Origin of the sequence: Nonomuraea terrae (assembly GCF_044465245.1) — a bacterium.
GTDB lineage: Bacteria > Actinomycetota > Actinomycetes > Streptosporangiales > Streptosporangiaceae > Nonomuraea > Nonomuraea terrae.
In genome coordinates this window covers 386,525-400,083 of record NZ_JBITLL010000008.1, presented here as the reverse complement: position 1 = coordinate 400,083, position 13,559 = coordinate 386,525, and the positions used below count along the sequence as shown (strand labels likewise).

General features: G+C 72.5%; 16 protein-coding genes. 10 read left to right on the top strand and 6 right to left on the bottom strand.

Annotated elements, in window-relative coordinates:
• Nucleotides 1–36 precede the first annotated feature (36 nt).
• Complete coding sequence (locus ACIBP6_RS40265) at nucleotides 37–792, top strand: IclR family transcriptional regulator (RefSeq protein WP_397059638.1); 756 nt, start codon at nucleotides 37–39, stop codon at nucleotides 790–792.
• On the opposite strand, the gene ACIBP6_RS40260 is transcribed toward ACIBP6_RS40265, so the two are convergent.
• Nucleotides 770–1,990 carry an MFS transporter gene (locus tag ACIBP6_RS40260; RefSeq protein WP_397059636.1) on the bottom strand — a complete coding sequence of 407 codons (1,221 nt, stop codon included), beginning with the start codon at nucleotides 1,988–1,990 and terminating at the stop codon, nucleotides 770–772. The genes ACIBP6_RS40265 and ACIBP6_RS40260 overlap by 23 nt on opposite strands.
• A gap of 141 nt (nucleotides 1,991–2,131) precedes the next feature.
• Between ACIBP6_RS40260 and ACIBP6_RS40255 the strand changes: the two genes are divergently transcribed.
• The 6 genes from ACIBP6_RS40255 to crcB (ACIBP6_RS40230) all read left to right on the top strand — a co-directional run bounded on the left by ACIBP6_RS40255 (nucleotide 2,132) and on the right by crcB (ACIBP6_RS40230) (nucleotide 5,810).
• The gene (locus ACIBP6_RS40255) at nucleotides 2,132–3,127 is read left to right on the top strand and encodes an ArsR/SmtB family transcription factor (RefSeq protein ID WP_397059634.1); all 996 of its coding nucleotides are present in this window, start codon (nucleotides 2,132–2,134) and stop codon (nucleotides 3,125–3,127) included.
• 34 nt (nucleotides 3,128–3,161) lie between these two features.
• Entirely contained in the window at nucleotides 3,162–3,566 is a 405-nt protein-coding gene (locus ACIBP6_RS40250; protein ID WP_397059632.1) for an ArsR/SmtB family transcription factor, read from the top strand.
• Complete coding sequence (locus ACIBP6_RS40245) at nucleotides 3,566–4,477, top strand: cation diffusion facilitator family transporter (RefSeq protein WP_397059630.1); 912 nt, start codon at nucleotides 3,566–3,568, stop codon at nucleotides 4,475–4,477. Before ACIBP6_RS40250 ends, ACIBP6_RS40245 begins: the two co-directional genes overlap by 1 nt.
• A gap of 156 nt (nucleotides 4,478–4,633) precedes the next feature.
• The gene (gene crcB, locus ACIBP6_RS40240; RefSeq protein ID WP_397059628.1) at nucleotides 4,634–5,098 is read left to right on the top strand and encodes a fluoride efflux transporter CrcB; all 465 of its coding nucleotides are present in this window, start codon (nucleotides 4,634–4,636) and stop codon (nucleotides 5,096–5,098) included.
• Nucleotides 5,095–5,439: a DUF190 domain-containing protein gene (locus ACIBP6_RS40235; protein ID WP_397059626.1), complete on the top strand. Its 345-nt coding sequence runs from the start codon at nucleotides 5,095–5,097 to the stop codon at nucleotides 5,437–5,439. Before crcB (ACIBP6_RS40240) ends, ACIBP6_RS40235 begins: the two co-directional genes overlap by 4 nt.
• On the top strand, nucleotides 5,436–5,810 hold the full coding sequence (gene crcB, locus ACIBP6_RS40230) for a fluoride efflux transporter CrcB (RefSeq protein WP_397059625.1): 375 nt from the start codon (nucleotides 5,436–5,438) through the stop codon (nucleotides 5,808–5,810). The genes ACIBP6_RS40235 and crcB (ACIBP6_RS40230) overlap by 4 nt, the downstream gene beginning before the upstream one ends.
• Nucleotides 5,811–5,814: 4 nt before the next feature.
• On the opposite strand, the gene ACIBP6_RS40225 is transcribed toward crcB (ACIBP6_RS40230), so the two are convergent.
• Nucleotides 5,815–7,302 carry a phosphoesterase gene (locus ACIBP6_RS40225; RefSeq protein ID WP_397059623.1) on the bottom strand — a complete coding sequence of 496 codons (1,488 nt, stop codon included), beginning with the start codon at nucleotides 7,300–7,302 and terminating at the stop codon, nucleotides 5,815–5,817.
• 184 nt (nucleotides 7,303–7,486) lie between these two features.
• Here ACIBP6_RS40225 and ACIBP6_RS40220 point away from each other — a divergent pair, with 184 nt between their 5' ends.
• The 3 genes from ACIBP6_RS40220 (at nucleotide 7,487) to ACIBP6_RS40210 (ending at nucleotide 10,120) form a co-directional block, all read left to right on the top strand.
• Nucleotides 7,487–8,482: an acetamidase/formamidase family protein gene (locus ACIBP6_RS40220; RefSeq protein ID WP_397059621.1), complete on the top strand. Its 996-nt coding sequence runs from the start codon at nucleotides 7,487–7,489 to the stop codon at nucleotides 8,480–8,482.
• Between the two features lie 344 nt (nucleotides 8,483–8,826).
• Nucleotides 8,827–9,183 (top strand): hypothetical protein, encoded by a 357-nt coding sequence (locus ACIBP6_RS40215; RefSeq protein ID WP_397059619.1) that lies wholly within the window; start codon nucleotides 8,827–8,829, stop codon nucleotides 9,181–9,183.
• 34 nt (nucleotides 9,184–9,217) lie between these two features.
• Nucleotides 9,218–10,120, top strand: a complete 903-nt coding sequence (locus ACIBP6_RS40210) for a TIGR03619 family F420-dependent LLM class oxidoreductase (protein WP_397059617.1) — start codon at nucleotides 9,218–9,220, stop codon at nucleotides 10,118–10,120.
• Between the two features lie 4 nt (nucleotides 10,121–10,124).
• On the opposite strand, the gene ACIBP6_RS40205 is transcribed toward ACIBP6_RS40210, so the two are convergent.
• The 4 genes from ACIBP6_RS40205 to ACIBP6_RS40190 form a co-directional block, all read right to left on the bottom strand.
• Nucleotides 10,125–10,535 (bottom strand): VOC family protein, encoded by a 411-nt coding sequence (locus ACIBP6_RS40205; RefSeq protein WP_397059616.1) that lies wholly within the window; start codon nucleotides 10,533–10,535, stop codon nucleotides 10,125–10,127.
• The gene (locus ACIBP6_RS40200; protein ID WP_397060277.1) at nucleotides 10,532–10,993 is read right to left on the bottom strand and encodes a helix-turn-helix transcriptional regulator; all 462 of its coding nucleotides are present in this window, start codon (nucleotides 10,991–10,993) and stop codon (nucleotides 10,532–10,534) included. Before ACIBP6_RS40200 ends, ACIBP6_RS40205 begins: the two co-directional genes overlap by 4 nt.
• 135 nt (nucleotides 10,994–11,128) lie before the next feature.
• Nucleotides 11,129–12,280 (bottom strand): GEVED domain-containing protein, encoded by a 1,152-nt coding sequence (locus ACIBP6_RS40195; RefSeq protein WP_397059614.1) that lies wholly within the window; start codon nucleotides 12,278–12,280, stop codon nucleotides 11,129–11,131.
• 86 nt (nucleotides 12,281–12,366) lie between these two features.
• Nucleotides 12,367–13,533: an NAD(P)-binding domain-containing protein gene (locus ACIBP6_RS40190; protein WP_397060275.1), complete on the bottom strand. Its 1,167-nt coding sequence runs from the start codon at nucleotides 13,531–13,533 to the stop codon at nucleotides 12,367–12,369.
• Nucleotides 13,534–13,559 lie beyond the last annotated feature (26 nt).

The window sequence follows — 13,559 nt, the reverse complement described above, 5'->3', positions numbered from 1 at the left end:
TCGCAGAGCGGAACTTTGCCCTGTTAGGATTCCAGAATGCAGAATCAGCCCACTTATCCGCTTAAAGCGGTGGAGAACGCGCTGGTGACGCTCAAGTTCCTCCAGGAACGCGGCGACGTCCGGGTCGCCGACGTCGCCGATCACCTGGGAGTGGCCCGCTCGACCGCGCATCGGGTGCTGGCGATGCTGGTGTTCCACGGCTTCGCGGTCCAGGACGCGCGGCGGGTCTACCGGCCCGGGCCCGCGCTGAGCCCGCTGCGCCCGGCCGGCGTCGCTCCGCCCGACCTGGCCACCGCGGCCCACCCGTACCTGCGCGAGCTCAACCTCCAGGTGGGGGAGACCGTGCATCTGATGGTGCTCCAGGGCAACGGCGTGCGGTTCGTCGACGGGGTCGAGGGCCCGCAGGCGCTGCACGTGGGCAGCCGGATCGGGATGCTGCTGCCCGCGCACGCCACCTCGGGCGGCAAGGCGCTGCTGGCGGAGCTGCCCGACGAGGAGCTGCGTTCCCTGTATCCCAGGGGTGTGTCCAGCGGCGCGGCGGCGATCGGCGACCTGGCGGCGCTGAGGCGCGAGCTGGACGGTGTCCGCCGCCGGGGTTACGCCGTCAACAGCGAGGAGAGCGAGCGCGGCGTGCGCGCGGTGGGCGCCTGCGTGCGCGACGGCGCGGGCCGCGCCATCGCGGCCGCCGCGGTGGCCGTGCCGAGCGTTCGCTGGCCCAAGCGCCGACTGTCCGAGCTGGCCGTCCCGTTGATGAGCGCGGTCGCCGGCATCAGCGCTGCTCTGGCCGCCTAGCGGCGGCGACGGCGCGGATCAGGACGGGAGCGGCGGCGAGCAGGGCGAGGCCGCGCAGGCCGGCCGAGACGAGGTACGGCGCGCGCAGCCCCAGCGCGTGCGCCACCAGACCCCCGGCCAGCGCTCCGAGCGGCATCAGGCCCCAGCCGAGCATCCGGTAGACGCTGTTCACCCGGCCGAGCAGCTCGGACGGCACGCTCTCCTGACGGAGGCCGACGGTCACGATGTTCCACAGCGTGGTGACGAAGCCGTTGACGGCGAGCAGGGCGCCGAGCACGAACGCGTTCGGGCTCAGGCCGATCCCCGCGAAGACGGCCACGTTCGTGACCAGGGCGGCGAGCAGCGCCGGGAGGGCGCCCATCCGTTCGACGAGGCGGGCGTTGACCAGGGCGCCGAGCAGGCTGCCGATCCCGGCGGCCGCGAGCAGCAGGCCGTAGACCTGCGGGCTGAGGGCCAGCGTCTGGGTCGCCAGCAGGACGAGGGTCGCGTTGGCGAGCTGGCCGCAGAAGTTGTTGACCCCGAGCAGGATCGCGAGGGTGCGCAGCAGCCGGTGCCCGGCCAGCCAGCGCAGGCCGTCCGCGATCGCCTTGCCCATCGGCGGGCGGTGCCGGGGGCCGCCTCTCGGGAGCGTCGCCAGCAGCGCGGCGGCCAGCGCGAACGAGCCGGCGGCCGCCCCGTACGGCAGCGCCGCCGCGACCGCGAAGAGCAGGCTGCCGATCGGCGGTCCGGCGAACTGCAGGCCGATCGTGTTGATCGCCTGCTGGTGGCCGTTCGCCCGGTGCAGCAGGGGTTTGGCGACGAGGTCCGGCAGCAGCGCCTGGGCCGCGTTGCCGACGACGACCGCGCACGTCCCCAGCCCGAACGCGGTGATCGCCAGCGCCGGGACGCCGGCCTGGCCGAGCGCGGCGAGGACCGCGACCACGCCGGCCACCGCGGCCTGCACGATCTGCGCCCGCCACAGCAGGGCGACCCGGTCGTACCGGTCGACGAGCGCGCCGATCGGCAGGGACAACAACAACCACGGGACGTACGTCGCCGCGGACACGATCGACACGAGCCTGGGGTCGTGCGTGACCGCGACGGCCAGCAGGGGAACGGCCGCCGCGAACACCCCGTCCCCGACGGTGGCGAACCCCGTCGCCCACCTGAACCGCCAATAGCGCGCGGACAGGCGTGAACCGGCATCCGTGAGCGTCATGCCAGGAGCTTCGAGCCCCGTCCCGCCCCCGCGACACCCTTCAGCCCATGGCTACACCATCCGGCTCACCCCGGGGCTCCGAGAAAGACCTCACCCCGAGCCGCCGCCCTGCGCGGCCGGCCGGGGATTCATAATCCGACCATGGCCCTGACGATCCATCTCGGTGTGGAGGAGCTGGCGGCGACCCGGTTCGCGATCTCGCCGTTGTCGGAGACGGTGTCCTGTCTGCGGCAGCTGGGCGACCGCGACAGGCACGCGGTCCACCGGCCGTGGTTGCGGTGGGCGCTGGACGGCCTCGCCAGAGAGCCGCTCGACCTCCCGCACACCTGGCCGCTGCTGGTGAGCGAACGGCTGAACTGGCCGGAGTTCCTCGTTCCCGCCCCGCGCGGCGCGAGCACCTCCATCGATCAGGACCTGGCGGCCCTGTGCCGGACGAGTGCCGACCAGGTGAGAACCAGCCTTCGGCGGGTGTTCGGCGAGCGACCCTCCTCCACCGTCGCCGCGCTCGCCGCCGACCCGGAGGAGGGTCTGCGGAAGATCGCCGCGGAGCTGCGCGTGGCACACGACCGGCTCATCGCGCCGCACTGGTCGCGGATCAGGGCCGTACTCGACGCCGACGTCGGTCACCGCGCCAGGCGGCTGGCCGCCGGCGGGGCGGCGCGGTTGTTCGCCGACCTCCACCCCGACCTGCGCTGGCGCGACGGCCGGCTGCTGCTCGGGGGAGCGCGGTGGCGGTCCGAGCTGGTCGTGGACCGCGGGCCGGGCGGGCTGGTCCTCATGCCGGTCGCGCTGGGGTCGCCGCACGTACTGATCAAAAAAAGGACGTCCACGCAGACCACGGTGCGCTACCCGGCCCGTGGTGTCGGCACGTTGTGGACGGCCGGGACGCGGGCGCCGTCGGCCGGCGCCGTCCGGCTGCTCGGCCGGGCCAGGGCCGAGCTGCTGGAGGCGCTGCGCTCCCCGGCGACGACGACCGACCTGGCGCGGACGTTCGGCGTCACCCCGAGCGCGGTGTCGCAGCACCTCGGCGTGCTGCGCGACAGCGGGCTCGTCGCGCGGGAACGGTCGGGGCGGAGCGTCCTGTACCGGACGACCTCTCTCGGCGAGTCCCTGTGCGCTTCGACGGGTACGTCTTGACACGCCGTCACCGCCACGCCCTACTCTTGCTCATATGAAGAGTTCTTCAGACGTGCGCGTGGACGGGTGCACGGTCAAGGTCGTCGACGCCGACCGGGTCGCCGCCGTCTGTGAGCGCATGCCGCCCGCCGACGACCTGGCCGACACCGCCGACGTCTTCGGCCTGCTGTCCGACCCCAACCGGCTGCGGCTGCTGGTCGCCCTGCTGGACGGCGAGCTGTGCGTGTGCGACCTGGCCGCCGTGACCGGGCAGAGCGAGTCGGCCGTCTCCCACGCGCTGCGGCTGCTGCGCGCCCACCGCATCGTGGCCGCGCGCCGTTCGGGCCGGATGGCCTACTACCGGCTGGAGGACCCGCACGTACGGATGCTGCTCGACCTGGCGCTCGCCCACACCGAGCACACCGAGGCCGTCCACCCCGAACGCGAAGGAGCCCCGTGATGGGCGCCGGTCACGGGCATGGGCATGGTCACGGGCACGCCGGCGGCAGGCACCGCTGGCGGCTCGCCGTCTCGTTCGTGCTGATCGGCGCGTTCTTCGTGGTCGAGCTCGTCTACGGCCTGATCTCCGGCTCGCTGGCGCTGCTGTCGGACGCCGGTCACATGGCCGCCGACGTGGTCACCCTGGGCGCGGCGCTGGTCGCGACCCGGATCGCGACCCGCCCCGACACCACCGGCCGGCGCAGTTACGGCTCCTACCGGGCCGAGGTGTTCGCATCGCTGCTGGCCGTCGTGCTGATGCTGGTGGTCGCCCTGTACGTGGTCACCGAGGCCGTCGGGCGCATCGGCCGCGCCGCCGAGGTCTCCTCGGGCCCGATGCTCGTCGTCGGCCTCGCCGGCCTGGCGGTCAACGTCGCCGCCCTGGTCCTGCTGCGCGCCGGGGCGGGCGAGAGCCTCAACGTCAAGGGCGCCTACCTCGAGGTCGTCGCCGACACGGCCGGCTCCGTCGGCGTCATCGCGGCCGGCTGGCTGATCGCCGTCACCGGCCAGACCGTGTGGGACACCGTCATCGCCCTGGCCATCGGCGTCTTCGTCGCCGTACGCGCCGTCGCGCTCGGCCGCCAGGTCTTCGCCGTCCTCGGCCAGCACGTCCCCGAAGGCGTCGACGCCTCCGCCGTCGCGGCCGACCTGGCCGCCATCGACGGCGTACGCGACGTGCACGACCTGCACCTGTGGACGCTCACCTCCGGCATGAACGTCGCCACCGCCCACCTCGTCACCGCCGAGCTCAGCGACAACCACGCCGTCCTCGACCAGGCCAGGGACGTGCTGCGCCGCCGCCACGACATCGCGCACGCCACCCTTCAGGTCGAGCCCGCCGACCACCGCGGATGCGACGAACTCGGCTGGTGACCCCAGATAGGTATAGTTGCTGATGAACCTCCCTTTTCGAGGTCGCGGTGGTGGGGCCCACCGCCCCGTCGATCAGACCGGCGGGCAACCGCGGCGCGAGGCCGCCAACGGTCCCTACCAGAGGTGATGTCGTGCTGCTGGTAGGAGGAACCGAGAATGTCCCGTCCCGAAGTGGAACGTCCCGCCGATGTCCGCACACCGGCCCAGCGCCCGGCGTTTCGCCGGGTTCCCTGGCCGACGCTGGGGGTGATCGCGCTCGGCGGCGCGGCGGGCGCGCTGGCCCGCTACGGCCTCGGCGTCGCCTTCCCGCACCAGGCCGGGGCGTTCCCGTGGACGACGCTGGCCGTCAACGTCTCCGGATGCCTGCTGATCGGGGTGCTCATGGTGGCCATCACCGAGATCTGGTCCGCGCCCGGATGGGTACGCCCGCTGCTCGGCGTCGGCGTGCTGGGCGGATACACGACGTTCTCCACGTACGTCCTGGAAGCCCGCCGGCTGCTGGACGGCGGGGCGGCGCGCGCGGCGCTGGCGTACCTGGTGATCACCCCGGTGCTGGCGCTGGCCGCGGTCTGGGCGGGCAGCGCGGCGACGCGGGCCCTGAACCGCCGGAGGCGGGCATGAAACTGGCCGGAGCCGCCCTGCGGCTGACCATCTTCGTCGGTGACACCGACACCTGGCATCACCAACCGCTCCACCACGAGATCGTGCACCGGGCGCACGCGGCCGGGCTGGCCGGCGCGAGCGTGTTCCGCGGCGTGGAGGGCTACGGCGCCGCCAGCCGCATCCACACCACGCGCATCCTGTCGCTGTCGGAGGACCTGCCGATGGCGATCGTCATCGTCGACGAGGCCGAACGCGTCCGCGCCTTCCTCCCCGAGCTGGACGAGCTGATGTCCGAGGGATTGGTCGTCGTGGACGAGGTCGAGGCGATCCGCTACGTCGCCGACGGGACATCCGGATGAACGGCCCGCTCGCGGTCGTGCTCGTGGCGGCCGGCGCGGCGATCGGCGCGCCGCTGCGCTACCTGGCCGACCGCTTCGTGCAGGCCCGCCACGACACGGTGTTCCCGTGGGGGACCTTCACCGTCAACCTGGCCGGGTCGGCGCTGCTGGGCTTCCTGGCCGCGCTGCCCGCCGACCCGGCGCTGATGACCGCCGCCGGAATCGGGTTCTGCGGGGCGCTGACCACCTACTCCACGTTCGGCTACGAGACGTTGCGGCTGACCCAGGAGGGCGCCCGGTTCACCGCGGTCGCCAACGTCGCCGCCAGTGTGGCGGGCGGGCTGGGCGCGGGCGTGTGCGGGTTCGCACTCGCCCACGCCCTGACCGGATGACGTCCTAGCGGACGCGGATGAAGATCGGGTTGGAGTAGAACCAGAGGTCCTCCCACGGGCTCTCCTTGCCGTCCGCCGCCGGCTCCATCTCGTCGGTGCTGGTGCCGCGCACCCGCAGGTAGCTGTCCTGGCCCACGTCGCGCAGGGTGTACCGGATGACGCAGTCCTGGCCCTGCCGCCGCCAGTCGTTCGGGCCGAAGCGGGCCACCACCTTGGTGGTGGGGTTGGTGTCGGCGTCGAGGTCGGCGCTCACGCCGGTGACCTGGCCGACGATCAGGTCGACGCGGCGCACCTCCGGACGGTCGCCGTTGGCGTTCTCCCCGTCCAGCGGGCGGAAGCGGATCTCGACGTCGACGTCGGTGCGGTTGCGGCTGCTGACCACGAGCGTCTCGCTCACCGTGGCGCGGTTGCCCCGGCTGCTCGCCGTGACGTCGAGCGCCGTGACCAGGTCGCCGGTGGTGACGAAGATCCGGCCGTTGCGCAGGGCGTCCATGATGTCGCCGTAGTCCTGGCGGGCGGCCACGTAGGTCTTGCTGTACTCGCCGGGCCAGAAGTCCGAGCCGCCGCGGGTCCAGTGCACGTGCGAGTCGGAGGTGGCGGTGATCCACCAGTGCCGGCCCTCGCCGAGCAGCGCGTCCCACAGGCCGCCGACCCGGGCGGTCATCTGGTCGAAGCCGCCGTACGTCGGGTGGTTGCCGTATCCGCCGCGCGAGCCGCCGTTCAGCGGGCCCGCCTGGTGGCCGGGGGCGCCCTCGAAGCCGACGTAGACGTCGGGCGCGACGTTGTTGCCGTTGCGGAACTCGCGCGGGGTGTCCTGGCCCCACACGCCCAGGCCGGTCGCCGAGCGGGAGGCGTGGTGCGCGATCACCAGCGGCTTCTGCCGCATGCCGCGGGCGGCCTTGAGGAACTCCACCATCTTGGCCTCGGTGTCCCGCGTCGGGTCGCTGGGGAAGGCGTCGTGCTTGGCGAAGCGGCTCTCCAGCTCGAACAGCTGCTGAGCCTCCTCCGCGTGGTGCGGGATCATCAGCGTGTGGTGGTCCAGCGCCGGGGCGTCGAACTCCATGCCCCAGAACTGCAGGACCTCCGGCACCAGCACGCGCGAGCGCAGCAGGTCGGGGTAGGCCAGCTCCAGGTTCACCTTCGAGTGCGTCGGGCCGCCGTGGTCGGTGCACATCGCCCAGCTCAGGCCGAAGTACTTCGCCATGATGGCGTTGGTGACGATCGGGTAGACCGCGTCGGCGCCCTTGTGGAAGGTCGGCGGGTTGGTCTTGGTGTCGAACTCGCCGCTGTACTCCGAGTGGATGTGGTGGTCGCCGGCCCGCCACATGCGCCCGGAGTTGCCGCCGTTGCCGAACGTGCGCTCGTCGTCCGCCTGCGCCGGGGTGCCGCCGACGAGCGGGGCCGCGGCGGCCAGGGTCGCGCCGACGCCGGCGTATTTGACCAGGCGGCGGCGGGACAGCGCGGACTGCTCGGGATCTTCGGCCTTCTTCACGGGTGAAGCCTTCCTGGAGGGTGAGAGTGCTGGTCCCAAACTTCTAAGAAGGCCATGAACGGGACGTAAACGGTAAAAGGGGTGATCGGAAACGGCGGCTTGCCGGTGATCATTCGGGGCGAGAGATCGCGGCGCGGTATAAACGGGCGATACCGTGATGAAACCTGCCTGGAGGTCGACCTCCGTGATTTCCCCCCGTACCGCCGTCGTGCTGCCCACCACGAAGGAGACCGCGATCTGGGGATATTTCCCCACCGACCGGGCGCCAGTGCTGACCGTGGACTCCGGCACGATCGTCAGGATCGACGCCGTGAACCAGACCGGGGTGTCCGCGGCGGACGGGCCGGTCGCGTACTTCGAGGCGCTGGGCGTACCGGCCGACGAGGTGCTGCCCGAACTGGCCGAGATCGCGCGGAACCCGCGCCCGGCGGGCTCCAGCGGCCACGTCCTCACCGGCCCCGTCGCGGTGCGGGGCGCCGAGCCCGGCGACGTCCTGGAGATCAGCATCCTCGACGTGTCCCCGCGCGTCCCGTACGGCGTGAACATCTCCGGCCCCGGCAGCGGCGTCTGCGGCGACCTGCTCGACACGGCCTCCACCCGCCTGCTCCGGCTGGACGGCGACGGCGGCCACTACGCCTTCGGGCACGGCATCGAGGTGCCGTTCCGGCCGTTCGCCGGGATCATGGCGGTCGCGCCGCCCACGTCGGCCGGCTTCGTCTCCGCCAACCCGCCGGACCGGTGGGGCGGCAACATGGACTTCCGCGACCTGGTCGCCGGCACGACGCTCTACCTGCCGGTCTTCCAGCCGGGCGGCCTGTTCTACGTCGGCGACACCCACGGCGCGCAGGGACACGGCGAGGTGAACCAGACGGCCGTCGAGCACTCGATGGCGTTCACCGCCCGGTTCACCGTGCGCAAGGACCTCCACCTGGAGTGGCCCCGCGCGGAGAGCGACGCGTACGTCTGGTGCATGGGCATCGACGCCGACCTCGACGTGGCGCTGCGGATCGCGGTCGAGGAGGCGGTCGGCTACCTGGTCGAGCACTCCGGCGGCGCGCTCACGACCGCCGACGCGTACGCGCTGTGCAGCATCGCGGTCGACTTCGTCGTCGCCGAGGCGGTCGACGGCAACAAGGTCATCGTCGCCTACCTCGCCAAGTCCCTGCTGCCCCGGCGCTGAGCGCCGGGGCGGCGGTCGGGAGGCCGGAGTCCAGGCGGTACGCGGCGAGCGCGCCGGCGGCCTCCCCGATCGACCACCCGCCCGGGTGCGGCCGGTAGGCGCCGTTCGGGTGGTGCCGATGTTCTTGTTCGCCGGCAGGAGGTCGACCACCGTCACAGGAGTTGGGCAAAAGTCGCACAACCGATGCGCTCGGAAGCACCCACAGACGATCACGTGCCGGGGAGCTGATCGTTGTTGGCCGACCGGTTGTCGCCGGCCCTGCCGGCGCTGCTCGGCGGGACGCTGCCGGCCGTCATCCTGTTCGTGCCGTTCGTCTTCCACAACTACCGGCGGCGCGGTGAGGTGTGCTCTCCCTCCCTTCGCCGGGCCGGTCCCGCGCCACCCTCGGTCAGCACGCCGTACGGCCGCGCCGCACCCGCCCCGACGGCGCGCGGCCCGGCGCCCGGATCGCACCCGACCGCGACGGCGCGCGGCCCGGCGCCCGGATCGTCCCCGCGCTGCTGTCCGGCGGCTTCGGCTACTGCCTGCTCATCGGCCTCGCCCCCTTCGCCCCGGCGGCCGGCGGCCCGGCCACCCTGCTCCTCCTCGCCACCTTGACCTCGCCCTGCCCCGCCCCCACCGCGGCCTTTCCCGGTCTGGTCGCGGGACCGACCGTCACGGATTCCCGGCCCGGCGGGGGCGAGCGCCGGGAGATGGCGTAGGTTCTGTCGCGTTTCCTCTGGGCTAGGAGTTCTGATGAAGATCGGTTTCACGCTTCCGCACCTGCACACGCAGGCGCACCAGATCGACAAGGCCGCCTACTTCGCCCGGGAGGCGGAGAACGCCGGCGCCGACAGTCTGTGGGTGGGCGACCGCAATTTCGCCGCGGTCAATCCGAAGGTGGGGGCCGGCGGGTTCGGCAACACGATCCCGGTCGAGTACAACACCCCGGCGGACCCGTTCGTGGTGCTCGGCGTGGCGGCGGCTGTGACGGAGCGGGTCAAGCTCGGCACCCACGTGCTCATTGCGCCCTTGTACCCGCCCGTTCAGCTGGCCCGGTCGCTGACGTCGATCGACCTGGTCAGCGGCGGACGTTTGATCCCGGGTTTCGGCATCGGCTGGTCGCCAGAGGAGTACGAGGCGACGGGGCTGGACTTCGCGACGCGCGGCGCCCGCCTGAACGAGCTCCTGGACGCCTTGGAGATCCTCTGGACGCAGGACCCCGCGGAGTACCACGGCCGGCTGATCGACCTGCCGCTGCACCACTCGCCGCTGAAGCCCGCCCAGCGTCCCCGGCCGCCGATCTACCTCGGCGGCTCGGCGGAGACCGCGCTGCGGCGCATCGGCCGGCGCGGTGACGGCTGGCTGCCCCTGTGCATCGTCCCCACCTTCGTGAGCGTCGAGATGATGCGGGCGCAGCGCGCGGTCATCGACGAGGCCGCGCGCGAGGCGGGCCGCGACCCGGCGGCGATCGACACGATCCTGCGCGTCAACGTCGACCGAGGCGTCCCGGCGGGCCAGATCGCGGACGCGGTCAAGTCGATCGGCGAGCAGACCGGCGTCGACCACTTCCTGATCGAGCTGACGTACCTGGCCGACACCGCCGAAGCCGCCCTCGACGTGGTGCACGACCTGATGCCCCGCATCGAACGCGGCTGAGGCCTCAGGGGGTCTGGTTGATGCGCACCATGTTGCCCGCCGGGTCGCGGAACGCGCAGTCGCGGACGCCGTAGGGCTGGTCGGTCGGCTCCTGGACGACGTCCGCGCCGCTCGCCCGCACCCGCTCGAAGGTGCCGTCGAGGTCGGGGGTGGCGAGCACGATGGTCGCGTAGCTGCCCTTCGCCATCAGCTCGGCGATCGTGCGCCGCTCGTCGTCGGACAACCCCGGGTCGACGGCCGGGGGCTCGAGGATGATCGACGTCTCCGGCTGGCCCACCGGCCCGACGGTGATCCAGCGCATGTTGTCGTAGCCCACGTCGTTACGCACCTCGAATCCCAGCGCGTCACGGTAGAAGGCGAGCGACTTGTCGGGGTCGTCGGCCGGCAGGAACGTCTGGTGGATGATGAGGTTCATGCTGACGAGGTTAGGTCGGCGCGGGAGGCCGCCGCTTCTCGATTCCTGATCGGTCGCATGACCTGCTTGGCGACGCAGCTGGGGATGCCCTCGGCGTCTCCGGCGGCCAGCCGGCGGTAGGTGCTCGGCGACATGCCGACCAGCTCGGAGAACCGCGTGCTGAAGGTGCCGAGCGACGAACACCCCACCGCGAAGCACACCTCGGTGACCGACATGTCACCGCGCCGCAGCAGGGTCATGGCCCGCTCGATGCGCCGGGTCATGAGATAGCTGTAGGGCGACTCGCCGTAGACGGCGCGGAACTGCCGGCTCAGGTGTCCGGCCGAGAGATGGACGCCTCGTGCCAGCGCCTGCACGTCCAGCGGTTGCGCGTACTCGCGATCGATCCGGTCGCGGACGCGGCGCAGCAGGACGAGCTCGCGCAGGCGGGCGTCTTGGCTGCTGGTCACAGATGACAGCCTGCCCTGTGGACGGCCTCGCTGTCCACGCGGTGTGACAGGAGGTAGGGATGCCCGGGCCCCAAGAGAGCGGTGTGACAGGAGGTAGGGATGCCCGGGCCCCAAGAGAGAGGCCCGGGCATGCGAGGTGACGGGTCAGTGGTCGAGGCTGATGCGGTGGTCCTCGACCTCGCCGCTGTCCGCCCAGCCCGTCGCCGTGCCGGTCGCCGTGCTTGTGGTCGCGGCGGACAGGCGCAGGCGCATCCAGGTGGGGCCGCTGCCGATCGGCCGCGGCGTGGCCCAGCGCAGCGTGGCGGTCGTCGCCCCCGCGGCGACCTGGGCCGTGGCGCGCTCGTTGGGGTCGAAACGGCCGTCGCGGTCGAAGTCGATCCAGCCGGCGACGTTCGACGGGGACCCCGGCGTCACCGGGATCGCCAGCGTGTAGCTGCCCCCGTGGCCGCCGATCCTGGCCGGCGAGCCGGTCACCGCGTCGTCGGCGTCCGTGTCGGCGGTCAGGCCGCGCGGCGTCAGGCTCACCGTGTCGGGGTGGTCGGCGGTCGCCGTACGTCCCAGGAAGGAATCGCCGATCGCGTGGGAGGCGGCGCCGTACGAGGTGGGCGCGTCGGAGGCGTCCTCGGCCAGTGACAGCTTGAACGCCGCCCACAGCTGCGGGGTCGTCCCGCCGGTGCCGTAGCGCACGTCCCGCGCCCGCAGCTTGATCGTGAACGAGGTCAGCGTGCCGTTCAGCTTGACCGTGCCGCAGGTGTAGACGATCCCGCACGTCGTGGACGACACCGTGTACACCCGCTCCGGCGTGATCGAGGCGGACGTGACATGGAACCCGGGGAAGCCCGCCGCCTTGCTGAAGGTGGGCTTGACCGGCGCGCCGCTGACAAGATCGACGGCGGGCCAGTAGTCGTCGCGGTTGCGCACGGAGGTGCCCGAGGAGCCGCCGGTGCCGAACACGTGCAGGTGCGGGTCGCGTACCGGCCTGGAGAAGGTGAACGTGAGCGTGGCCACGTCGCTCCAGCCGCCGCGCTTGACCGTGAAGCCCTCGTAGAGATCGACGAACCCGGCGGTCGCCTTGGCGTTGGCGGGGATGAGGTACTCGTCGGCGGGCGCCGCGGCGTTGGCGGCGGTGGCCTCGGCCGAGGCCACCCGAGTCTGCCCGATCATCGTCTTGCTCACGGTCACCTTCACCCCGGACGGGGTCAGGCCCGAGGCGGTCTTCGCCGAGTTGGTGAAGGTGGACGACGTGTCGGTGGATGACGTGTCCGCGACGGCCACACCTCCCAGAGCGACCGCCATCGCCGTAAAGGCGAATGTTCCACGAAGAATCATGCGTGCTGCCCCCGATTGATGATGTGTTGCGATACGAAGCTGAAGGGGATGGGTCAAGGTGACCGTGGTACGCGCAGGCGGTTCACGAGCCCCCTCGTCACCCGGCGGGCGGCGAAGTCGCACCCGTAGACGAACCGCATGGCCGGTCCGAACGTGGCCGCCGCCGCCAGCCCGACCAGGTGGAGCCCCGCGACGGGCGTCTCGAAGACGGGGCTGAGCCGCGGCGCCGGGCTCGTCGCCGCCACCGCGCGCCGCAGGCCGTCGTCGAGCACGCGCAGCCTGGCCAGGTCCACCCGGTAGCCGGTCGCCGCGATGACGTGCTCGGTGTCCAGCGTGGTGGCCGTCCCCGACCGGTCGTGAAGGTGCAGCCGGACCCCGTCGCCGTGCTCGGCGGCCGCCAGCCGCGCGCCCAGGATCACCGGTACGGCGCCGTCGAACCGCCCGCGCAACCACCACGATCCCGCCGGCCCGAGCGCGGTGCGTACGACGTGCCCCCGCGCCCGCTCCGGCAGGTACCGGAACGCGCCCGGCACCCGCGCCCAGGCCAGCGAACGCCAGCCGCGCCCGAGCCCGGACCGCGGCGCGAGCAGGCGGGACACCGTGGAAGGCCGCGCGACGGGCACGTCGTTCCACGCCAGCGCGCCCCTCCGGGTGACGACCCGGACGCTGGCCCCCGCCTCCGCCAGCAGCGTCGCCGTCTCCAGCGCGGACTGTCCCGCGCCCAGCACGGTCACGTCCCGGCCCGCGAACCGGCCGAGGTCGTGGTGGTCGGAGCTGTGTGAGACCGCCTCGGGCGGCAGCCCCACGAGTGGGTCCGGGCGGTGCGCGAACGGCAGGAAGCCCACGGCCATGACGACCGTCCTGGCCAGCACCTGCTCGCCCTGCGACAGGGTGAGCGCGAACGACCCGCCCTCGACGCCGACGGCCGTCACGTCCGATTCCCGCAGGGCCGATCCGACCGCCCGCCCCTGGAACCACCGGCCGTAGCCGACGAACCGCTCCACCGGCACCGGCTCGCCGTAGGAGCAGGGGTGGAAGGCGTCGAGCCCGTGCCGGCGTTCCGGGTCGGCGAGATGCGACGCGTCCGGCTCGGATTTCAGCAGCATTCCGCTGGGCATGTTTTTTTCCCACGCCCGCATGGGCGTGCCGAATACCCGTGCGTCCAGCCCTGCGTGCAATGCGTGTGCGGCCACGGACAGCCCGTACGGGCCCGCGCCCACAATCGCCACGTCGATGATCGGGGTAC

Excerpts from the sequence above, each read along its gene's own strand:
- ACIBP6_RS40250 (WP_397059632.1), top strand. The coding sequence starts at position 3,162 with ATGAAGAGTTCTTCAGACGTGCGCGTGGACGGGTGCACGGTCAAGGTC.
- crcB (WP_397059628.1), top strand. The coding sequence starts at position 4,634 with ATGTCCCGTCCCGAAGTGGAACGTCCCGCCGATGTCCGCACACCGGCC.
- ACIBP6_RS40195 (WP_397059614.1), bottom strand. The coding sequence starts at position 12,280 with ATGGCGGTCGCTCTGGGAGGTGTGGCCGTCGCGGACACGTCATCCACC.
- ACIBP6_RS40260 (WP_397059636.1), bottom strand. The coding sequence starts at position 1,990 with ATGACGCTCACGGATGCCGGTTCACGCCTGTCCGCGCGCTATTGGCGG.
- crcB (WP_397059625.1), top strand. The coding sequence starts at position 5,436 with ATGAACGGCCCGCTCGCGGTCGTGCTCGTGGCGGCCGGCGCGGCGATC.
- ACIBP6_RS40245 (WP_397059630.1), top strand. The coding sequence starts at position 3,566 with ATGGGCGCCGGTCACGGGCATGGGCATGGTCACGGGCACGCCGGCGGC.
- ACIBP6_RS40235 (WP_397059626.1), top strand. The coding sequence starts at position 5,095 with ATGAAACTGGCCGGAGCCGCCCTGCGGCTGACCATCTTCGTCGGTGAC.
- ACIBP6_RS40255 (WP_397059634.1), top strand. The coding sequence starts at position 2,132 with ATGGCCCTGACGATCCATCTCGGTGTGGAGGAGCTGGCGGCGACCCGG.
- ACIBP6_RS40210 (WP_397059617.1), top strand. The coding sequence starts at position 9,218 with ATGAAGATCGGTTTCACGCTTCCGCACCTGCACACGCAGGCGCACCAG.
- ACIBP6_RS40265 (WP_397059638.1), top strand. The coding sequence starts at position 37 with ATGCAGAATCAGCCCACTTATCCGCTTAAAGCGGTGGAGAACGCGCTG.
- ACIBP6_RS40205 (WP_397059616.1), bottom strand. The coding sequence starts at position 10,535 with ATGAACCTCATCATCCACCAGACGTTCCTGCCGGCCGACGACCCCGAC.